We start from the raw sequence: 20921 nt of genomic DNA, 5'->3' as shown, positions 1-20921 counted from the left end.
CCTCGCTGACCGGCGCGGTTGCGGTGGTCGCTTGCGGGCCGAAGCATGGGGAGCGGGGAACGGTGTCCGCGGAGGGGTTATGAGATCTCGTGTGCCACCGGTTCGCAGCCGCCGGGCCGCCGGTTCCGTGCGGCCGTCATGACCGGCGACGGCCGGCCGCCGCGCTGTCTGGTCACCGGTGCCACCGGATACATCGGTGGCAGGCTGGTGCCGGAGCTGCTGGCGGCCGGGTATGCGGTGCGCTGTCTGGCCCGCTCCCCGGACAAGCTGCGTGATCACCCGTGGGCCGGGCAGGCGGAGGTCGTGCGCGGCGATGCGACGGACGAGGCGTCCGTGCGCGCGGCGATGGAGGGCGTGGACGTCGCGTACTACCTGGTGCACGCACTGGGGACCGGGCGCGGATTCGAGGAGACGGACCGGCGCGCGGCCACGGTCTTCGGTGAGCAGGCGCGGGCCGCGGGCGTGCGGCGGATCGTCTATCTCGGCGGTCTGACGCCTTCGGGGGTGCCCGAGCGCGCGCTGTCGCCCCATCTCCGCTCGCGCGCCGAAGTGGGCCGGATCCTTCTCGACTCGGGGGTGCCGACCGCGGTGCTGCGGGCGGCCGTGATCATCGGGTCCGGGTCGGCCTCGTTCGAGATGCTGCGCTACCTCACCGAACGGCTGCCCGTGATGGTGACCCCGAGCTGGGTCCGTACCCGTACGCAGCCGATCGCCGTCCGCGACGTACTGCGTCTGCTCGTGGGGTGCGCCCGGCTCCCGTACGACGTGAGCCGCACCTTCGACATCGGCGGACCGGACGTCGTCACCTACCAGGACATGATGCGGAGGTACGCCGCGGCGGCCCACCTCTCGCGGCGGGTGATCCTCCCCGTTCCGCTGCTCACTCCCCGGTTGTCCAGCCTGTGGGTCGGTCTGGTCACTCCTGTGCCAGGGGCGATCGCACGGCCGCTGGTCGAGTCGCTGAGGCACACGGTGGTCTGTACGGAGCGGGACAGCGCGCGCTGTCTGCCGGAGCCGCCGGAGGGACCCGTGGATCTGGACCGCGCGATCCGGCTGGCCCTCCAGCGCGTCCGGGGCGCGGACGTGGCCACCCGCTGGTCCTCGGCGTCCACTCCGCGTGCCCCGAGCGATCCGCTGCCGACCGATCCCGACTGGGCGGGCGGCAGTCTCTACACGGATCACCGTGAACGTACGGTCGGCGCGTCGCCGGAGGCCCTCTGGCGGGTTGTGGAGGGCATCGGCGGTGAGAACGGCTGGTACTCCTCGCCGCTGGCCTGGTCCCTGAGGGGATGGCTGGACACGCTGGCGGGCGGCGTCGGCCTGCGCAGGGGCCGCCGGGACGCGACCCGGCTGAGGACCGGGGACAGCCTGGACTTCTGGCGGGTGGAGGAGATCGAGCCGGGGCGGCTGCTCCGGCTCAGAGCCGAGATGCGGCTGCCGGGCCTGGCCTGGCTGGAGATGACCGTGGACCGGGACGCGCGGGGGCGGACGGTGTACGGGCAGCGTGCCCTGTTCCATCCGCACGGCCTCGTGGGGCACGCGTACTGGTGGGGTGTCGCTCCGTTTCACGCGGCGGTGTTCGGAGGCATGGCCCGTAATATCGCCGCCGCCGCCGAATCCGCTGGTGGCGAGTCGGCCGGGGCGGATTCGGCGGCTGCCGAGTCCACCACGGCCGGTGGGCGCTGATGGACGCGGCTGACGGAGGCTGGCTGATGGAGGCCAGCAGACGGACGCTGATGGATGCAGACGGGCGCTGACGGACGTCGGCTGATGCGCGTTGTGGACGTCGGCTGTGGACGCTGAAGGAGGGCAGCCGTGCGTGTCTCGGTCGCCTTGTTCACCCAGGACCTGCGGGTGCACGACAACCCGGTCCTGCGGGCTGCCCTGCGCGAAGCGGAACGCGTGGTGCCGCTCTTCGTCGTCGACGCCGGCATCCGCCGAACGGGTTTCGCCGTGCCCAATCGGGCGGCCTTCCTCGCCGACAGCCTGGCCGACCTCGACGCGGCGCTGCGCGCCAGGGGCGGCCGTCTGGTGGTGCGTACCGGTGACGTGGTCGAGGAGACCTGCCGGGTGGCGGCGGAGACCGGAGCCGGAACGGTCCATGTCGCGGGCGGAGCGAGCCGTTACGCGACACGGCGCGAGGACCGGCTGCGCGCGGCGCTGACGGGTGACCGGTGCGGCCTGCGGATCCATGACGCCTCGGTGACGACCGTACCGCCGGGGGCACTGGTGCCCGGGGGCAAGGACCACTTCGCGGTCTTCACACCGTACTTCCGCAGGTGGGAGGAGTTTTCGGTACGCGGCGTCCTCCCGGCTCCGTCCAGGGTGCCGGTGGCCGACGCGCGCTCGGCCGGGCTGCCGGGCGCGGAGTCCCTCGCGCCGGGCCCCGTGTCGCCGGGGCTGCCCGCCGGCGGGGAGTCCGAGGGCCGCCGAAGACTGCGGTCGTGGCTGGCCGGTCCGCTGGAGCGGTACGCCGACCTGCACGACGACCTCGCCGCCGACGCGACCTCCAGGCTCTCCCCCTATGTGCACTTCGGCTGTCTGTCCCCGGTCGAACTGCTGGAACGGGCCCGTGCGCACGGCGGTCCCGGGGCGGATGCCTTCGTCCGCCAGCTCGCATGGCGGGACTTCCACCACCAGGTCCTGGCCGCCCGCCCCGACGCGGCCCACCACGACTACCGCCCCCGGCACGACCGCTGGCGCGGGAACGCCGGGGAGATCGGGGCCTGGCGGGAGGGGCGTACGGGTTACCCGGTCGTCGACGCGGCCATGCGGCAGCTTCGGCACGAGGGGTGGATGCCGGGGCGCGCCCGTCTGCTGGCGGCCAGCTTTCTCACCAAGACGCTGTACGTGGACTGGCGGGTGGGCGCGGGGCACTTCCTGGAGCTGCTGGTGGACGGCGATGTCGCGAACAACCAGCTCAACTGGCAATGGGCCGCGGGCACGGGCACCGACACCCGGCCGAACCGGATCCTCAACCCCCTTGTGCAGGCCCGGCGGTTCGACCCCGACGGCGCGTACGTACGCCACTGGCTTCCCGAACTCCGGGACTTGGACGCCGCGTCGATCCACCGCCTGGCCCGCCCCGGCGGGGCCCGGCCCGGCGACGCCCGCCGTACAGTCCCCCGTACAGACGCGGACTACCCGGCTCCGATCGTGGACTTGGCGGAGGCCGCGCACCGGTTCAAGCGGCTGCGGAACGGCGACTGACAGTTTCAGGGGCGCCAGGCCCGACGGGCACAAGCCGGGCAGGGGGCAGGGGCGAGACGCCTCAGCGGGCCGGTTGGCGAGGTTCGTCGATGACCGGGTTCTCCAGGGCGCCGATCTTTTCGATCTCGATGCGAACGGTGTCGCCCGCCTTGAGATACATGCCGGGCCGGTGCCACGCGATGCCGCTCGGGGTGCCTGTGGCCAGTACGTCGCCGACCTCAAGGGTGAACGCGCTGGAGAGGTAGGCGACCTGCTCGTACAGGTTGAAGAGCATGTCCGCCGTATGTCCGTCCTGGCGCAGGTCGCCACTGACGTACGTACGCAACCGCAGATCGAGCGGGTCACCGATCTCATCCGGGGTGACGATCCACGGACCGATCGGGCCGTGTGTGTCGAACGACTTGCTGACCACCATGCCCGGCTCAAGGGTCTGCCAGTCGCGCACGCTGACATCGTCGATGATCGTGAATCCCGCGACGACGTCCAGCACCGCCTTCTTCTCGTTCGGGACGTCCTTGCACCGCTTGCCGATCACCAGACCGAGTTCGCCCTCGTAGTCGACCTCGTCCGGGGCGATCGCCGGGATCCAGATCGGATCGCCGGGTCCGATGACGCAGGTCTGCTGTTTGTTGAACCACGCCTGGCGGGTCGGCCGGTCCATATGCGTTTCTTCAAGGTGCGCGGCATAGTTGTAGCCGATGGCGAGGAACTTCGGCGGCCTGGGGACCGGAGCGCACAGCTTCACCTGTGAAAGGGGCAGCCTCGGCGCCGAGTTGGCGGCGGTCGACACCTGTCTCGGGTCGCGCGTCAGCAGTTCGATCATCGTGTCCAACGACGGATCGGCCGCGGTCAGGTCCACGACCTCGTCACCGTCGACAAAACCGACATGCTGTCCGGCTCCGGCGTCGGAGCCGGCGTCGAATGTCGCGAGTTTCATCGCTGCACCTCCTCAGCGTCGCCATTCGACCTCAGGTCGCCATTCGACCGGCTTCCGCCGATCAGGGCATACCACTCTCAAGTACGCCTCAGGTGCTGATCTCCGGCAACTCGGAACGGGGATTCGGACTCGTGAGGGGTCGCTCTCCCGGCGTGCACTCAACTGGAACCGTCAGCTATCGGAGCTTCCGTACTCTCGGCTGCTCGCGTGTACCACCCTCGGTACATGGGGTAGGTTTGGTACATGTCCATGAAGCGCACGAACGTGTACGCCGATCCTGAGGATCTTGCGATCATCAAGGAGGCGGCGGCGCGTCGCGGTATCAGTGAAGCCGAGATCATCCGCCAGGGCATCCATCTTGCTGCCATGGCCAACCGGGTCTGGGACGAGCCGCTGTTCTCCCGCACCTTCGCGGGGTCCGGTCGCACGCCCACAAAAGAGGATGTGCGTGACACGGTGGCCGACGCCGTGCAGCGGGAGTCGCGGTCCGGAACCGCTGCGTGATCATCGTCATTGCCGACACCTCGGGCCTCTTGGCCGCGCTGGACGCCGCGCATACGGATCACCAGGCGGCCAATGAGACGATCATGGCTGCCGGACTCCTTGTGATGTCCCCGCTACTGCTCGCTGAGATCGATCACGTCGCCACCCGGGAACTGGGTCGTGAGGCCGCAGTGAGTGCGGTCGATGACATCAGGCGTTGGATGCGGGTGAGCCGCATTCTCGTACCGGAGATCACGGAACTCCATCTCGCCACCGCGCAGTCCGTACGTGCCCGGTACGCCGCGCTCGACCTCGACCTGGCGGATGCGGTGAACGTCGCCCTGGCGTCGGAGTACGACACCGACGCCGTTCTCACCCTCGACCGTCGCGACTTCCGGGCCGTACGTCCCCTTGGCCGTCACAAGTCCTTCCGTGTCCTGCCCGACGACTTGCCGCTCTGAGGCCGGGCAGGCGGCGGGCGATGCCGCTGCTCGAAGCTCCCGCCTCCCGCCTCCCGCCGGGACGTGAAGGCGATTTAGTCCCGCGACGTTCACACCCCGGACATGAGCGACGGCCTGCGCGGATGCCGTCCGGTGCGATCGTGTGCCGTGGGTTGCCGAGCGCGCTCGAAAGCGCGCGGACGCGCGTGATCCGGGTGGGCCCGGTACCCCGTCCGACAGTGCTCGAGCAACGGCGAGGAACCGATGAACCCGAGCGACACCGGTCGGCCCGAACAGGCCGCAGCCGAAGGCGACACCGACACCGGCACGGCGTCCGAGGTCAAGCCGCTGCTCGACGCCCCGCAGGCGCCCGCGGCGGCGGTGGCGATGTGGATCTTCGTCGTCGGCCCGGTGATCTGCCTGATCGTCGTGGTGCCGCTGGTGTGGGGATGGGGCTTGTCCGCGCTGGACATCGGCATGGCCGTGGTCGCCTACCTCGTGTCCATCGCCGGGCTCACGGTCGGCTATCACCGCCTCTTCACGCACCGCTCGTTCAAGGCGAAGCGAGGCCTGCGCATCGCCCTGGCCGTCGCGGGCTCGCTGGGGGTCGAGGGCTCGCCGGTCCAGTGGGTGGCGAATCACCGCCGCCACCACGCCTTCGCCGACCGCGAGGGTGACCCGCACTCGCCGTGGCGCTTCGGAACGGACACACGCGCGCTGCTCAAGGGGCTTCTCCACGCGCACGTCGGGTGGATGCTGAAGCGTGAACTGAGCAACCGGACCAGGTTCGCGCCCGACATCGCCGCCGATCCCGATCTGCGGCTGATCGGCCGGCTCTTCGGGCCGCTGACCGCCGTCTCGCTCCTCGCCCCCGCGCTGGTCGGCGGGCTCGTCACCGGCACCTGGACCGGTGCGCTGACCGGGTTCTTCTGGGCCGGCGTGATGCGGATGGCGCTGCTGCACCATGTCACCTGGTCGGTGAACTCGGTCTGCCATGTCGCGGGCCGACGTCCGTTCGCCAGCCGGGACAAGGCCACCAACTTCTGGCCGCTCGCGCTGCTGTCCTTCGGCGAGAGCTGGCACAACTCACATCACGCCGACCCGACGGGCGCGCGCCACGGCGTGCTGCCGGGCCAGATCGACCCGGCGGCCCGCCTGATCTGGATATTCGAGAAGCTGGGCTGGGTCCACGACGTCCGCTGGCCGAGCGCGGACCGCCTCAACGCCCGCCTGCTCCCGGAACCGACCGGCCCGCACAATTCCGTAGCCTGACGTCCTTGGACGACGCGTCACCCCGGGGTCCCGCGCCGATCGACCGCAGCGGCCAACGCGGCACCTCGGCGTGAAGTCCGCCTGTACTGTACGGAGGTCTCAACCATAGGAGTCCGCTTGACACCTCGTACGGGAATGGGCCGTTGTGCCGCGCTGCTGCTGACGGTCGCAGTGGCGGCCGGGGCTCTCACCGGATGCGATTCCCTTTTTCTGGACGCCGCGCTCGACCGAGGTTGCGAGAACACCGAGAACCGGGTCAAACAGCTGGAGTCGCATGACATCCTCGACTCCCGGCCCGAAGGAACGGTCGTACCTCAGGGCTTCAAGGATCTTGAGTCCGGCTGCTGGGCGGACAGCGGCGACGCCTGGATATACGCCGAGCGGACCTACGTGTTCCCCGGTGACAAGGCTGAAGTGACCCAGTACTACCGGGCGGCGGCGGAGCGTGACGGCTGGGAGCTGTCTCAGGCCTCCGCTCAGTCGTCGAAGGCAGAGCGCACCGCGGATCTGTGCTTCACCCTCGGCAAGGGGGACAGCACGACGACGCTGGACGTCTACTTCCTGACCGAGGAAATCCTCGATGCGGAAGAGCGCAAGGCCGGACCCGAATTCAACTCTGGATCCGGCTATCGCGTGGCCATCACCTCCCCGGCGAACGGTTCTGCGACCGGCTGCTCGGACTGACGTCGAGCCCCCGGGGCACGGGCGAATCCACCGATCGGTCACGACTGGATACGCACTCTGGTCACCCGACGCGGACGTCGGCGTAGTCCAGCGTGATGAAGGGGTCGGCGCGCAGGCCCCGTCCCTCGGGGGCGGGGACGAAGACGCGGCGGCGGGTGGGGAAGATCAGGCCTGAGAACTCCTGGTGGCCGTCGATCATGTGCACCGCGGGAATGCCGCCCGTCACCCGCGGCGCGTAGTCCATGCGGCGCTGCAGGCCCTGCTCGTCGTAGTAGAAGGTCTGGTTCTTGGTGTGGACCGTGATGTCGTCCGGGAAGGTGACGCCGAGGCGGCGCCACCCGCCGCTGAGGCCCGGCCGGGGGTCCAGGGCCGGCTGCTCCGGTGGCAGGTCCCGGACCTGGACGCCCGGCAGGGTCAGCAGATACGGGGCTGTGAGGTAGTTCCAGGTGGCGTAGCCGATGAAATACAGGGCGTGCAGCATGTCCCACGGGGTGTCCGTCCGGAACCCTTCGAACGAGGCGAGGGGGTCGTGGCGCTCCTCGACCGCGCGCCCGTCCTCGTCCACGATCGACACGTGCTCGGGGGTGAAGACGCCCCGCAGTCCGGGCTCGCTGTAGTCGCGGAGGACGGTACGTTGCGTTCCGAAGTCCACCGTGACCTCATGGCTGCCGAGGACGCCGGGCACCTGGTGCAGCGACCACATGGGCCCGCCGATGCGCGTCACCGCCGTCACCGCCGTGACCTTGCTCCAGCGTTCCTCGCCGCCGTGAGCTTCCAGTACGAGATCCAGAAGATGTGTCATTGTCGCGTCCTTTCCTTGGCGGGGTGCCGGCTGGTGGGGTGCTGGCTGGCGGGATGCCGACTGGTGGAGTTCCGGCGCCTGACGCGGCGCCCGAAGCCTGACGTGGCGCTGTGGCGGACGGGCGCGGCGGAGTCGTAAGCCGTGTGCGCTCGTCGGCGTCGCGGGCACACCCGGCGGTGTACGGCCGGGCTGTGGTGGCCGCATGCCTGTGCGAACTGCGGGTAGAGGGCTTCGACGCCGAGCGAGAGCCCTGCCTTGATCTGCCGGGTGAGGGGGTCGGCGACCACTTCCAGTCGCCCCTTCTCGACGCCTTCGAGGGCGATCCTGGCGATGCCGGCCGGGTCGGCCTTCTCGACGCCGTCGAGGCCGGCGATCATGTCGGTGTCCATGTAGCCGACGTGCAGCGCGGTCACCTGGGTCTTCTGGCCGGCCAGCTCCACGCGCAGGGAGTTGGTGACGGACCACTCGGCGGCCTTGGCCGCGCAGTACGCCGCCTGGTGCGGAACCGACGCCCAGGACAGTACGGACAGGACGTTGAGGACCGCCCCGCCCCCGTTGCGCGCCAGGGCCGGCACGAAGGCGCGGGTCACGTCGAGGGTGCCGAGTACGTGGGTGTCGTACTCAAGGCGGTAGGTGTCGAGGTCGCCCTCCAGAACGCTGGTCGGCGTCAGGATTCCGGCGTTGTTGATCAGCAGGGTGACGTCCTGTGCCTGCTCGGCGGCGGCGAGGACCGACGCGTGGTCGGTGATGTCGAGCTGGACCGGGACGGCGCCCTCGGCGGTGACGGTGCGGGGATCGCGGGCCGCCGCGTACACCTTGCTCGCACCGGCTTCGAGAAGGGCGCGGACGAACTGGGCGCCGAGGCCGCGGTTGCCGCCGGTCACAAAAGCGACGGAGCCGTTGAGAGTCATGAGCTGGGCTTCTTCCTGTCCGGAGGACGGAGGGGCGAATGCCGCGAGACGCGGCCGCGGGCCGTGCCGGGCGCACGACCCGAACACAGCGAGAAACCGATCGGTTTCCTTCTTTCGCCCCAAGATAAACCGATCGGTTTCTGTTGTCGAACGCGGGGTAGCCTCGGTGCCATGACCATCGACAAGGCCGCATCCGGCGTGCTGCCCGAGCCCCCGGAGGCAACCGTCAGTGCCTCACAGCGAGAACGGCTCCTGACCGCCGCGGTCGACCTCTTCTACCGCCACGGCGTGGGCGTGGGCGCCAACGCGCTCTGCAAGAGCGCCGGGATCTCCAAGAAGTCGATGTACCAGCTCTTCGACAGCAAGGACGCCCTGCTCGTGGCCGCCCTGGAGCGCCGCGTACTCGCCGACGCGGCCTTCCTGCTGCCCCCGCCCGATTTCGGCCCGGGCCCTCGCGCCCGGCTGCTCCATGTCTTCCGGCAACTGGAGAAGTTCGCCCGGTCACCGGAGTACATGGGCTGCGCGTTCCTCGCGCCGCAGGTGGAACTGAAGGACCCCGCCCACCCCGCCAGCCTGGTTGCGGCCCGCGTCAAGCGGCAGCACCTGGAGGGCTTCTTCCGTACCGAGGCGGAGCGCGGCAAAGCCACCGACCCCGACTTCCTCACCCGCCAGCTCGCCATCCTGTACGACGGGGCGAGCACCCGGGCCGGCATCGGCGCGGACGACCTCCAGGGCCTGGCGGTCACCACCGCCGAGACCCTCATCGAAGCCGCCGGCATCACGGACTGATCAGGCTCCCGCAGCTCAGCAGCCGTTGCACGGGGGCGCTCGGAACCTCGCGTTCCGGGCGTCCTCGGCGTACGTACCGGGCACCCCCGGCCCCTACGTACCAGAGCCGTGACCAGCGGAGATCAGCCGTTGCTCATCTCCTGCGCCAGGCGCCGAGCAGTTCCTCAGGGCCGTACGACGCCTGGAGTCCGGAACAGCTCGTCCCGTTGCGGGAGACCGGCGCGGATCTGCTCACCACGGCCGTCGGGATGGTGCCCCTGATCCTGGTCGGGCTCACGGTGGGGTGGCGGATCGACGGCTCGGTGCCCGGCGCGTGCGGCGCCTTCGGGCTGCTGCTGCTCTTCCTGTTCGTACCGCTCGCCGTGCGCCGGTACGGCGGCAGCCGGGAGCGAGAAGCGGTCGGGCCAGGCACGGACAGGGGCGAACGGGCGCCGGTGCGGGGGCCGATACGGGCGCCGATGCATGGCCCGTAGCCGGTTCACGGGGCCAGGACACCGCCACTGCTCGGGGCGGGCTCAGCCAACGCCGGCCAAGTCCGACCAGGAGCGCTCCGGTCCTGCGGCTGCCCAGGTGTCGAGCAGTTCGGGGATTTCGTCGGCTGGGGCCGCGACCGACACTTGCTGGGTGCCGGCGTGGACGGATCGTGTCTGTTCGCGGCTTCCTTCGCTGCAGCAGGCGCACAGGAACTGGAAGCTGCTCGCGGGTTCCGCGCCGTAGCCCTGCTGGGTGAAAACCGTCTCGAGCGCGTCGATGTCGGAGGCCGCTCCGGCCGAGACTGTGACGGTGTGGGTGGGGAGGTCCGACGTCTCGAAGCGCAGGATCTCGTCGAAGACGCTGTGGCTCCGTCCGTCCACGATCCGCTCGCCCTTGGGCTCGCCGTCGTGCAGCACGACCTCTCCGAAGCGGCGCCCCGGGGTGACGGGAACGCTGACGACCCGTGCCCTGGTGGGGCACAGCCGCACGGCCCAGACGACCTCGTGTGCGCCGTCGGTGTCCAGGCGTACGCAGCAGATGCCGAAAGAGCCAAAGATCTCGCCCTCTCCCTCCGGCAGGGTGATCCCGAAGCCTGTCCACGCATCCCGGGCAACGGCCCATTCCCGCAGCACTGTTGCCGCGATGCCGAGGTTCCAGAAGGCCGGGTCTTCCTCGCCACGTGGTGCCCGTGCCGCGGCCTCCCGGCCCAGGGTGAATGCCTTGTCCCAGTTGCGCAGGAACTTGTGGGCCAGCGCCGCGTCGTACCACCAGGCAGCACTCGACGGCGCGTCAGGGAGGTGGCTGAGCAACTCCTCGTACCGGTCCGCCGCGACCTGCCACTGCTCCGCCGCCCACGCTTCATGGGCCTGCTCGTAGAGCTCCTTGGCCTTGTCCTCGTGCATTCCGCCCCCTCCGTCCGCCCGCCGACACCGAGTAGCGGGAACCGCGGAATTCTGACACGCGCGTACCGGGACGGTTCAGCAGGGTGAATCAACTCGGAGGGCCTGTACGGGCGCGCGGTCGCCCGCCGCCAAGAGGATGCGGTTTGTTCCTTGGCTGGTCGCTGCTGGTCTGGCTCAAGCGTCGACTTCGACGCACCGTGGCCTGACCAGGCGCTCACCTCGGTACGGGTGGGCCCGCCCGGATCGGGAGGCGGGTCGCGACGGCGGTAGCCGCGACAAGATGGAGCCTCCGATCGGTGGAGGGGGCGTTGGTATGGGCTACGAACTACAGGCAGTCATCGCCAGAGACGAGGTGCTCCGTGGCGCCGCGAGGGACTTTCCTGCCGCCCGGGTCGTCTCTCTCAGCCAGGGCATGTCGCTGATGCCGATGACGGACCAGCTCTGCGATGCCTCAACGGATGGCACAGAGAGCCCTTTGGGGTTCTGGCGACTTCCGGGAGGATTCGACAAGCGGCTTGCGGACTGGTCAGCCGCCGGACCGGTGGCCTACGTGGAAGCCGAGTACTTCGGCGGTGTGGGCGATCAGCGCGCCGCCGTCTGGGCTGATGGGGCTGTCGTACTGGGACCGGTTCATATACCGGAAGGCCAGCCCTTCGGATCTGCCGGCAGCCCGATCTCGCAGGCCCTCCGGATGCTGGGTGTGGTGGCGGGTGCGGCCACGGACGAGTTCGCAGCCGTGGGGCTGGATCGACATCGAAGCGGCGAGGACTGGATCGCTTGAGTGGCGACGTCAGGATTCCTGCCGTGAGTCGCGTAACCGTGCCAAGCAGCTTTTTAAAGATCGACAGCGCACAGTGATCAACCTCGGCATGTCTGCGAGATCATCTCAATTGGCAGACCTGCTCAGTGGTGCAGGTGAGACAGGAGCCCTTCATCCACGGGGTAGGGACGTTCGCGGGGCAGGAGTTGCCGTGCAGCATCCAGGTCTCCGTCCCGTACATGCGTGTGGATCGTGTGGGCGAGCGGCGTGATGTCAGTGATGGAGACGGTCCACTCATCGGCGTAGAGACGTGCGGCTGCGCCGGAGAGACCTAGCTGGAGCGACCGGTGGGCAAGTGCCTCAAGGTGCAGGTCGCGTTCGGGGTCCCATTGCACCCGGGCGGGAGCCCGTTTCAATTGGCGCTTCCATGTGGCGAGGTCGGCGTGGAGTCCACGCTCGTAGTGGGACAGGCAGGCGTGTGCCAAGGCCCACTCGAAGCCTTCGCGGGAGATTTCGACGGCGAGGACGGTTTCCTGGCCTTCTTTGCTGCCCCACCCGCAGCGGTACATCATCCACAGGAACGACGGCTTGATCCATGTCATCCGGTCCCGCTGCCACACTGCCGGGAAACGCCCCTCGCGGGCGGCCGGTACGGCAATCTCCGGGGCGTACGCCTGGTAGACAGTGACCGTGGAGTCCGAGTACAGGGCTCGAATCTGGTGTTTGGGTTCTGCCACGGGGACCAGGGTGGGCGCACCGTTGCGCGCGTGCCATCGAATTAACGAAGCGCGAGGCCGCCGAGTCCGGCCGCCTGCCCACCGTTGGAGGCGGCCCGGGGGAGCGGGTTCCACTGGTCACTGAGCACTGGGCCGGCCAGATGAAGATCCGTGCCGAGGAGCGCCGACAGATCGTCACCCTGCCGATGAGCATCGCCAACTGACGGCGGTCCAGCACTCCGTGCTCTACGGCAGCGACGTGGTCCGAACACCGCCCGGGATCGGTGCAATGACCAGCCCCGGGCCGTCCGCTCTGGATACGCCGCAGCGACGTAGCGCATGACGGTCCGCGCGGTGCCCCCGAAGAGCCGCATCAGTTCGATCCGCTCCGGCAGTTGGTCACCGTGCAGGTCCGTGGCCATGTGGGTGTGGACGTAGGTCCGTACGTACGCCCTTGGCGAGCGCGTTCAGGCCGATGGGCCGGTGCGGTTGCACCGGCCCATCGGGGGTTTCAGGTGTCAGTGGTGCCTGGGGCGTCGTTTGCGGCTGGCGAGGACTACCGCCGCGCCCGCGCCGACCAGCAGGGCGACGAGGGCGAGAATCTCTCCCAGGTCGGTCACGCCGGTGTTTGCGAGTGAGCCCGGTGGCCGGTCGGCCGGGGCCGGGGCGTTGGGTGCCGGGGCGTTGGGTGTCGGGACGTTGGGCGCCGGGTCCGTCGGCGGTACCGTCGGCTCCTCCGGTGACGGGGTCGGGGTCGGGGTGGGTGTCGGTGACGGGGATGCCGGCGGCGGGATGTACACGCCGGCGTCGATCGTGTGATCAACCCCTCCTGGCGTGGCCGGTGCGGTGACCGGGGCGAACCCGTTGCACAGCCGGCCGGTGGTCGGAGGGGTCACATTGGAGTCGTGGACCCGGTCCTCACCGACCCGCGGCAGCGTGAACCGCAGGTCCGTGGCGGCCGGCTGGCCCGGCACCCCGCTGGTGTCCGCGGTGCACACATCGAACTGCACGGTGTACTCCGCGCCCGGTGTCAGCTCGTACTCCGCGCCGACACCACCGAAGTAGTACTCGCCGGCGGCATCCGTCGTGGTCGTGGCGACCTGCTTGCCATCGGCGTCCAGCAGGTTGATCGTCGCCCCCGGCAGCAGCACGTGCCCGGGGTCCTGGATGCCGTTGTGGTCGCCGTCGTACCACACCACGTTGCCGATCTGGATCGGCGCGTTCGCCGCGGCGTACGCGATGTCGCCGAGGCCACCGGCCTTGCCGAACCCGTTCTCGTTCGGACCGATGAACTGGTAGGCGTTGGCGGCCGGGTCGTTGCCGGGGCCGAGGCCGGTGGCGACGTCGTAGTAGCCGGTTCCGTTGGTGATGACCTGGCCGGTCGGGTCCATCTGCGTGCTGACGACCCACTGCTGCTGCGGGATGTAGGCGACCGATCCCAGCGCGGACTCCTGGTGCGGCCCGGGCTGGGTCGAGGAGCCGCCGTTCGGGAAGAAGTCACCCGGGAAGTACTCGACGACGCTGCTGGGCTGGACCCCGTCGATCGCCGGGTCCGTGGCGTGGTCGGGGCAGTTTCCGGTGCCTTCCCACTCGTACCCGCCGGTGGGCGTGGCGCAGGCCATGCTGATGTCGCCGCCGGACATGCCGTTCTGCGGGGTGTCGATGCCCGGCCTGGGGTCCAGTCCGCCCCAGCTCACGACGTCCATGAACCTGTCGCGGAAGCCGAGGATCATCGAGCCGTCGCGGGCGAAGGCCATACTGGCCAGTGCCGGCTGCGGATCGATCATCGCGCCTTCCATGTTGTGGTCGTCCCAGGTCTCCAGGCTGGTGTCCCACGGGTTCCAGTGGCGGACCTGGTCGCCGGACCTGCCGGTGAGTACGCTCCCGCGCTCGGCGGTCAGCGGCTGGGACAGCACGGTGGTGAACCGCTCGCCGTCATAGGTGGTGACGACGGCCTTCAGGTCCGCGCGCTGCTGTGTGCTCTCCGCGCTGCACACACCGCCCACGTACAGGGTGTTGTTGTGGGTGGCCAGGCCGAACGGGCGCCAGTCCTCGGCCGACGCGCAGCCCGGGTCGGGGATCGGGACCGTCGACTCGGGCTCGGACGCCGTGGCCCCGGTCGCGTCGAAGGCGACCAGGCTGCGGGTGCGCAGGTTCACCGCGTACAGCGTCGAGCCGTCCTCGGACAGGGCCAGGCCGCCGATGCTCTCCTTGCCCGGGACGTCGACGAACCCGGCGTCCTTGATCAGGTTGTCGGTGTCGTGCGGGGTCTCCGTGGCGTCCGGCACCTTCGCGAACAGCTTCGGGGCGCCCCCGCCGTCGGCCGGCACGGTGTAGATCGCGTCACCGCCGTCCGGCCCGTACTCGGTGTACCGCCGGGCGAACGCCGACTGGAACAACTGGTCGCGGTACCTGTCGTAGGCCAGCCCGAAGGTCGTGCCCACCTGGTCCTGGGTGTTGAGCACCTCCGGGCATGCCTGCTGGTCGGGACAGTTGCCGCGGGCGTCCGTCCCGAACGCCACCAGCGCCCGGGTGTCCGTCCCTCCGGCGCCGCTCTGGACCGGCACGAAGTAGCGGGAGTCGGGCAGTGCGTAGTCGGCCGGGTTCCAGACCCCGGTGATCACCGACGCGTCCTGGCCGTCCGAGACGTCCACGAACGTGGTGAAGCTGTCGAAGTGGTTCGGCGCGGTCGAGGCGGGCGCCGCCCGCAGATAGTCGCTGTACGGTGCCGGGACGGTGACATCGACGCGGTACCGGCCGCCGGTCAGTTCGCCCGAGGGCGGTACGACGACCTTTCCGGTGGCATCCGTGACACCGGTGACGTGATGGCCGGCGGGGTCGGCCACATCGACCTTCATTCCCCGCTGCGGCACGTCCATGGTCGAGTTGATCACGCCGGTACCGAAGAAGTCCCGCAGGACCTCGACGGTCAGGGTGCCGTCAGATGCCGAGGCGCCGGCCTGCCCGGCGCCGGTCAAGATCGTGCCTGTGCTGCCCCCCACCAGTAGCAGGCCGGACAGCCCCATCCGTACCAGTCCACGCAATGGCCGTAATGGCATGGCAATCCTTCATGTCGTCCTACGCTATCGCCAACGCGGCAAAGTCAAAGGTGAGCGTACAAGTTGACGGAACGTCATGTCCCGTGAACGTAGAGTTTGGCGGTGCCTCCGCGCAGACCTGTTACGCTCGCGCCGCGTGCGGAGCATCAGAACGCGTAGCAGCAGAAGGCGGAGCGTCGACATCAAGCGGCCGGGCCTCCCGGGGCGCGAGGCGGGCCGGCGCCGCCGGTGGCCAGGGTTACGCTGGGTGGCAGCCGCCGCCCTCGGCATCACGGCCGCCGCGACCACCGCCTTCGTCCTTCTCGGCAACAGCGGTGACGCCACCGCCCCGCGGGCGTTGACCTCGGACGAGGTGAACCGGCTGGCGATCACGCGGTTCCTCAACTACCAGGCGCGTGGCCGGGCGGTGACGATCACCGTACCGAACGCCGCCGGCGGGCTGGTCGTCACCGGATCCGTCGACTACCGCACCCACACCGGTTACGGGGTGGTGCGCGGGACCGGGCGCGACACGTCCAGCGACGGGCTGATCCAGTGGACGGACACCACCGTCCTCGTCCACCCCATGACGGACCCCCCGGCTGCGGCACCTGCGTCGCCGCCGACGTCCGGCTGGTACAGCCGTCCGCTGCGGACATCCGGCATGACCCTGGACAGCGCGCTGGCCATCGCGCTCGGCCTCGGCAGCGACCGGCCGGACAACGCCGCGCTGCTGCCGCAGAGCGGCGCCGCTTGGGTCGGGCAGGACGAGGTGCACGGCCATCGCACCGACATCATGAACGGGCCGGACGCCGATACCAAGGCCGGTACGTCACAGACCGTGCGCTACTGGCTCGGCTCGGACGGCACCATGTACCGGGTTCAGGCCGATATCGCCTCCGAGCCGCAGCCGGTGGTCTTCGACTTCGACAACCGGGCGTACGTGCCCGTCCAGCCGGTCCCAGGCGTCACACCGGCACCGTAAGCCCGTCGGCGCCGTAGCCCCGCTCACGAGGTTTGCACCCGCGCACCGGCGGCGAGCAGCGACGGCGACGGCAGCGCGATGCCCGCGATGTCCGGCAGCGCCGGCACGTTCGGTACGACGGTGGCGCCGGTCGTGGTGGCACGCGGGAGCTCCGGCTGCGGGCCGGGCGTGGCCACGTCGGTGAAGGGGATGCCCGCGGGCGCCGTCGGTCTCGCCCAACTGCCGGACGGCGTGGGCGCGTTGGCGGGAACCGGACAGGACGCGGTGTCCGCGAGCCCTGCGGGTACGGTCGTCCGAAGCGCGTTCCCTCGCAGGCAGTTGCCCTGTCCGCGGGTGGCGGTGGGGAACGTCCAGCCGACGTCGACGCCGTTGGCGGTGAAGGTGTTGTCCGTGATCCGGTTGCGGTCCGCCGTCAGGTCGGCGGTCGCGGTGATCACGAGCCCGGCGTTGGTGTTGCCGGTGATCCGGTTGCGGATGAACTGGTTGTCGCTGCCGCCGTCGACGCCGATACCGATGCCCCAGCCGCCGTCGGCCTGTTCGGGGGTCCGGGTCTGCTGGTTGTCCGTGATCAGGTTGCCGGCGACGACGGCGTCGCGCTGCGGGAGCAGTTTCTCCTGGTGGTCGGAGTTGGTGGTCAGCCCGACGCGGTTGCCGACCAGACGGTTGCCGACCACATACATGTCGCCGCCGGCGTTGGTGCCTTCGTAACCGACCGCGTTGAGTTCGGAGACGTTGTCCCGCACCACGATCCGGCACGGCTTGCACTGGCCGACATAGATCCCCGAGTCCGCCGCGCCCGAAGTGTAGGAGTGCTCGATGACACCGTTCTGCGCGGAGAACGCGTAGATGCCGTACAGGCCGTTGCGGGTCGCGGTCACATGCGAGACCAGGAACGACTTCAGAAAGCTGACGGGTTCGTCGCCGGTGTCGTAGCCGCCGCTCCCCGGCAGTCCGGCGACCGCCGCCGCCGAACCGGTGACCAGCACCCCGTTCTGCGTGTTGTGCCGCACGGTCAGGTTCTCCACGGCCACCCCGGGCGCCGCGACGACCACCCCGTTGGGCTGCCGTAACCGCCCGTCGATGACCACCTTGGCCCGGGACTCGCCGCGCAGCGTGATGCGAGCCGTGTCGATCTTCACCGACTCGTGGTACACCCCAGGAGCCACCAGCACCAGGTCACCGGGCTGGGCCAGGGACACCGCGTCCGAGATCGTCGGGGCGTCGCCGGGCACACGGATTGTCACCCGCGCGCCGTCCGCCCGCCGGCCCTTGTCCGATCCGCTGTCGCCGCCACCGCTGCCGCAGCCGGCCACCAGTGTCAGTGCGCCCAGTACCGCCGCCATCACGCGAAGAGCTGATCGAGACATGATCCCAGTCTGGCATGGTGGCGAATTCCCCGCCGGTACAGGGAGGTTGGACGGCCGGAACCAGGAGGTTGAGCCGCGGGCGGGAGGCCGGTGTGGCACTCTGCACATCATGCACCGCGCCGATCGCCATCCGTCACGCCGCGCGTTCCTCGATGTCACCGGCGCCACGGTGGCCGCCGGTCTTCTCGCCGGGTGCTCATGGGACTCCGCCGGGCCGGGTCGGTCCGGTCCTTCCGCGGCGGCCGGGGACACGCCGGATCCGGAGAGGGCGGCCGCGGCCGAGTCGGAGTCGGTTCCGGCTACGGGCCGGCATCAGGCGGGCGTCACGCTTCCGCGGTCGGCCCAGCGCAACCTGCTGGCCGTGGTGGCCGACCTCGGCACCGGGGTGGCGCCCGGCCCGTTACTGGCCGAACTCGGCGAGACCATCCGTGCCCTCACCGCCGGGTCCGACCCGCGGCTGCTGGGCCTGTCCCCGGGCGACCTGACCGTGACCGTCGGCGTGGGGCCGCGGCTGGTGCGGGCGGCCGGTGCGTCATTGCCCGGTTCCTCACCGTCCGGTGCTTCGCTGCCCGGTGCCACACCGTCCGGTGCTTCACTGCCTGGCGCGGACGACCTCCCGCGGTTCTCCCGCGAGCGGATCGCCTCGCGGGCACGCGGCGGTGATCTGCTGATACAGATCTGCGCCGGCGACGCGCTGGTCGTACCGGTCGTCGCCGCCGCGCTCCTGGACCAGGCCGGCGACCGCGTACGTGAACGCTGGCGGCAGTCCGGACGCCGCGGTACGAACGTGCCGGTCGCCGAGGGCCGTACCGCACCGCGCAACCTGCTCGGTTTCATAGACGGCATCGTGGGCCCGCACACGACCGCCGAGCAGGAACGTGACCTGTGGCTGGCCGGGCCCCCCGCGGTCGCCGGCGGCACCCTGGCCGTACTGCGGCGCATGGAACTCGACCTGAAACGGTTCGCCGCCCTGTCCGTCGCCGAGCAGGAGGCGGTCTTCGGGCGGCGCCGGTCCAGCGGCGTACCCCTCTCCGGCGGCGCCGTGGCCTCCGGCCCGGAACTGGGCGCCAAGACGCCCGACGGGCGCTATCTCGTACCCGTGGACGCCCATGTGCGCAGGGCGCACCCCACCGTGGTCGGCGTCGGCCTCATGCTCCGCCGCTCGTACAGCACCGACGAGCCCGCCCCCGGCCTGCTCTTCATCAGCTTCCAGAACGACCTGCGGACCTTCACGGCCACGCTCACCCGTATGGACACCTCCGACGCGCTGCTGCCGTTCACGACCACGACCGCCAGCGCGACGTTCCTGATCCTCCCCGGCTTCGACCGGCAACGCCCGCTCGGTTCGACGCTGTTCGGCTGATGGCGCGGTGCTGGGCCGGTGGGCTGGGTCCGGCGGTCTGGTGGGCTGCTGTGCGGTCGGGCGGGACGTTGGCGTGTTGGTGTGCCCGAGCCTTCCGGGCCCTTCCGGGCCGACAGCCGAGGCCGGCCGGCCATCGGGGACCGGAGCCCGACGGCAGTGGTAGTCGGTTTGCCCGAGCAGCCCGGCGGCAGTCGCTGTCGGCTTGCCCGGGACGCTTTGCGCGTTACAGTCCGGCCACCTGAACCAGTGACGCCCGGTCGCCCTCATCCAGATGAAGGCCGGCCAGCAGTTCGTCGTCGGCCAGCAGGCGTCGCACCCAGGCCGCGTCGGCGACGAATGCCGCTCGGCACAGGGCCCGTTCAGGATGGTCCTGCTCAGGGCCGCTGACCGCCAAATCCCATGCGCTGGCGGGGTTGGTCTGTGCGGACAGGGCGGCGGCCACGAGTACGAGCCCGAACAACTCGTTCCGGCGTGGGGCCGATGGGTCGGCGGTCAGCCGCAGCAGGTACGGGAGGACCGCCGGCATCGTGGCACTGATGGACATCGGACTTGACATGACGAGCCAGTCCAGTGCTCGTTCGGCCATCTCGGCCGCGTCGGGGTCGAGCAGCCCGCGCAGGATGACCGGGACATCGACCGCGCAGCCGGAGACGGACAACCACCCGACGCCCTCGCACCCTTCCAGCGCCGGATGCGGAGAAGCCTCGTGGCTCAGATGCGGGTGGGCGGTCGTCAGAGCTGCCGCCGCAGTCACTGCTGCGGCGTCGCGATCCACCTTGCACACCGGCGTCCCTCCCTCCCCGTCCGCCCGCTGGCGCCGTACCGGCGAACATTGACCGTTATCGACGGCTACCGACCGCCACCGACCGCCATCGGCCGTCATTGGCCGCATCAACGCCACGAGTCTATCGACGCTTCACTTTCACGGGCCTTGAGAACCCGGCCCGTACGCCCTTTCCCACCGGCGCATGTGCGTTCTCCGGCACGGAAGTTGAGCTGGCGCTCAAGGGCGGAAAACGGATGTTCGCCACTTCGCCGAGACCCCGGCAACCCCCTGGTCGACCTGCGGGGCCCGCCGGCCGTTGCCGGGCCATCGGCGTGGCGATCCGTACCGGACGTGCGAGGGGCGCGTCCGAAGTGGCCGTGATCCGTCCGAAGTGGCGGTGATCCAGCGGATGGTGAGCGTCACCGCCGCGACGCGCCGGTGGTGCGGCCCGGCCACGTCGCCACAACAGGGGTCAGTGCGTGTGGTGACCCCGCACCTCTTCGTGCCGGTGCCGTACATGACCGACCGTCACCGTCACCGGCCTCGACTCGACTGTGCTGGACGTCCCGTTGGCCCATGTGCCGGTCACCTGAACGCTCACCCTGTCGCCCAGGTACTTTCCCACAAGGTGGAACCGCGACCTGGTGGCGCCCGCCACCGGCTTGCCGTTCACGAGCCACTGGTAGCTGAACTTCGCATCCGGGACCCACTTGCCCGGGTCGGCGGTCACGTACCCGCCGACCTTCGGCGAGCCCTTGACGACCGGCGTGCCCGTCACCTTCAACCGATAGTGATAGAAGGTGACGTTGCTGGGACCGTTCGGGTCCGGCTGCTCCCGGTTGAGGACGGATGCTGCCCAGCCCTTGCGGCGAGTGGCTGCCGGGGTGTCCTCTCGGCGGTGGGGCGCACGGACTCTGTACGACGCCAGTCGCATGAGCGGAGCGTCGGGAGGTTCTCGCGAGCACTTTGACACAAAGAGGGTCGCGAAGCACTAGGCGCCGGTTACCATAGCTTATCTGGGG

19 protein-coding genes and 1 pseudogene are annotated in these 20921 nt (G+C 70.1%); 11 read left to right on the top strand and 9 right to left on the bottom strand.

The window, feature by feature from the left end; translation table 11 throughout:
- Positions 1-138: 138 nt before the first annotated feature.
- Both WH07_RS18055 and WH07_RS18050 read left to right on the top strand, forming a co-directional pair.
- Positions 139-1686, top strand: coding sequence for an SDR family oxidoreductase (locus tag WH07_RS18055; RefSeq protein WP_046501040.1), 1548 nt, complete (start codon positions 139-141; stop codon positions 1684-1686).
- Positions 1687-1815: 129 nt separating this feature from the next.
- Positions 1816-3210 (top strand): cryptochrome/photolyase family protein, encoded by a 1395-nt coding sequence (locus WH07_RS18050; protein ID WP_046501038.1) that lies wholly within the window; start codon positions 1816-1818, stop codon positions 3208-3210.
- A gap of 61 nt (positions 3211-3271) precedes the next feature.
- Here the strand turns inward: WH07_RS18050 and WH07_RS18045 are convergent, their stop codons facing one another.
- Positions 3272-4147, bottom strand: coding sequence for a fumarylacetoacetate hydrolase family protein (locus WH07_RS18045; RefSeq protein WP_046501037.1), 876 nt, complete (start codon positions 4145-4147; stop codon positions 3272-3274).
- Positions 4148-4390: 243 nt separating this feature from the next.
- Here WH07_RS18045 and WH07_RS18040 point away from each other — a divergent pair, with 243 nt between their 5' ends.
- The 4 genes from WH07_RS18040 to WH07_RS18025 all read left to right on the top strand — a co-directional run bounded on the left by WH07_RS18040 (position 4391) and on the right by WH07_RS18025 (position 7026).
- On the top strand, positions 4391-4651 hold the full coding sequence (locus WH07_RS18040) for a ribbon-helix-helix domain-containing protein (protein WP_046501035.1): 261 nt from the start codon (positions 4391-4393) through the stop codon (positions 4649-4651).
- Positions 4648-5091, top strand: a complete 444-nt coding sequence (locus WH07_RS18035) for a PIN domain-containing protein (RefSeq protein WP_046501034.1) — start codon at positions 4648-4650, stop codon at positions 5089-5091. Before WH07_RS18040 ends, WH07_RS18035 begins: the two co-directional genes overlap by 4 nt.
- Before the next feature lie 243 nt (positions 5092-5334).
- Entirely contained in the window at positions 5335-6342 is a 1008-nt protein-coding gene (locus WH07_RS18030; protein ID WP_079023323.1) for an acyl-CoA desaturase, read from the top strand.
- Between the two features lie 117 nt (positions 6343-6459).
- Positions 6460-7026 carry a hypothetical protein gene (locus WH07_RS18025; protein WP_157877376.1) on the top strand — a complete coding sequence of 189 codons (567 nt, stop codon included), beginning with the start codon at positions 6460-6462 and terminating at the stop codon, positions 7024-7026.
- 61 nt (positions 7027-7087) lie between these two features.
- Here WH07_RS18025 and WH07_RS18020 read toward each other — a convergent pair whose 3' ends face one another.
- Together WH07_RS18020 and WH07_RS18015 are read right to left on the bottom strand one after the other, a co-directional pair.
- Positions 7088-7828, bottom strand: a complete 741-nt coding sequence (locus WH07_RS18020) for a hypothetical protein (protein ID WP_046501031.1) — start codon at positions 7826-7828, stop codon at positions 7088-7090.
- Between the two features lie 215 nt (positions 7829-8043).
- Positions 8044-8739, bottom strand: a pseudogene (locus tag WH07_RS18015) (SDR family oxidoreductase); the annotation flags it as partial.
- Positions 8740-8910: 171 nt separating this feature from the next.
- Between WH07_RS18015 and WH07_RS18010 the strand changes: the two are divergent.
- Together WH07_RS18010 and WH07_RS42170 are read left to right on the top strand one after the other, a co-directional pair.
- Positions 8911-9528: a TetR/AcrR family transcriptional regulator gene (locus WH07_RS18010; RefSeq protein ID WP_079023322.1), complete on the top strand. Its 618-nt coding sequence runs from the start codon at positions 8911-8913 to the stop codon at positions 9526-9528.
- Between the two features lie 206 nt (positions 9529-9734).
- Complete coding sequence (locus WH07_RS42170) at positions 9735-10001, top strand: hypothetical protein (protein ID WP_046501030.1); 267 nt, start codon at positions 9735-9737, stop codon at positions 9999-10001.
- A 42-nt stretch (positions 10002-10043) separates the two neighbouring features.
- Here WH07_RS42170 and WH07_RS18000 read toward each other — a convergent pair whose 3' ends face one another.
- Positions 10044-10904 (bottom strand): tetratricopeptide repeat protein, encoded by an 861-nt coding sequence (locus WH07_RS18000; protein WP_046501029.1) that lies wholly within the window; start codon positions 10902-10904, stop codon positions 10044-10046.
- Positions 10905-11217: 313 nt separating this feature from the next.
- Between WH07_RS18000 and WH07_RS17995 the strand changes: the two genes are divergently transcribed.
- Positions 11218-11685 carry a hypothetical protein gene (locus WH07_RS17995; RefSeq protein ID WP_046501028.1) on the top strand — a complete coding sequence of 156 codons (468 nt, stop codon included), beginning with the start codon at positions 11218-11220 and terminating at the stop codon, positions 11683-11685.
- A gap of 122 nt (positions 11686-11807) precedes the next feature.
- On the opposite strand, the gene WH07_RS17990 is transcribed toward WH07_RS17995, so the two are convergent.
- Positions 11808-12401 carry a DUF4291 domain-containing protein gene (locus WH07_RS17990; RefSeq protein ID WP_046501027.1) on the bottom strand — a complete coding sequence of 198 codons (594 nt, stop codon included), beginning with the start codon at positions 12399-12401 and terminating at the stop codon, positions 11808-11810.
- 497 nt (positions 12402-12898) lie between these two features.
- The gene (locus WH07_RS17985; RefSeq protein WP_046501026.1) at positions 12899-15406 is read right to left on the bottom strand and encodes an SdrD B-like domain-containing protein; all 2508 of its coding nucleotides are present in this window, start codon (positions 15404-15406) and stop codon (positions 12899-12901) included.
- Positions 15407-15707: 301 nt separating this feature from the next.
- Here WH07_RS17985 and WH07_RS17980 point away from each other — a divergent pair, with 301 nt between their 5' ends.
- Positions 15708-16403, top strand: a complete 696-nt coding sequence (locus WH07_RS17980; RefSeq protein WP_046501059.1) for a hypothetical protein — start codon at positions 15708-15710, stop codon at positions 16401-16403.
- A 23-nt stretch (positions 16404-16426) separates the two neighbouring features.
- Here the strand turns inward: WH07_RS17980 and WH07_RS17975 are convergent, their stop codons facing one another.
- Complete coding sequence (locus WH07_RS17975; protein ID WP_046501025.1) at positions 16427-17770, bottom strand: right-handed parallel beta-helix repeat-containing protein; 1344 nt, start codon at positions 17768-17770, stop codon at positions 16427-16429.
- A gap of 109 nt (positions 17771-17879) precedes the next feature.
- Here WH07_RS17975 and WH07_RS17970 point away from each other — a divergent pair, with 109 nt between their 5' ends.
- On the top strand, positions 17880-19133 hold the full coding sequence (locus WH07_RS17970; RefSeq protein WP_046501023.1) for a Dyp-type peroxidase: 1254 nt from the start codon (positions 17880-17882) through the stop codon (positions 19131-19133).
- Between the two features lie 223 nt (positions 19134-19356).
- Here WH07_RS17970 and WH07_RS17965 read toward each other — a convergent pair whose 3' ends face one another.
- Together WH07_RS17965 and WH07_RS17960 are read right to left on the bottom strand one after the other, a co-directional pair.
- Complete coding sequence (locus tag WH07_RS17965) at positions 19357-19917, bottom strand: hypothetical protein (protein ID WP_046501021.1); 561 nt, start codon at positions 19915-19917, stop codon at positions 19357-19359.
- Positions 19918-20371: 454 nt separating this feature from the next.
- On the bottom strand, positions 20372-20833 hold the full coding sequence (locus tag WH07_RS17960) for a hypothetical protein (protein ID WP_157877375.1): 462 nt from the start codon (positions 20831-20833) through the stop codon (positions 20372-20374).
- Positions 20834-20921 lie beyond the last annotated feature (88 nt).

Source organism: Streptomyces odonnellii, from assembly GCF_000981895.1.
Taxonomy (GTDB): domain Bacteria; phylum Actinomycetota; class Actinomycetes; order Streptomycetales; family Streptomycetaceae; genus Streptomyces; species Streptomyces odonnellii.
The sequence above is the reverse complement of the archived record's forward strand: the minus strand, read 5'-3'. Positions and strand labels throughout refer to the sequence as shown.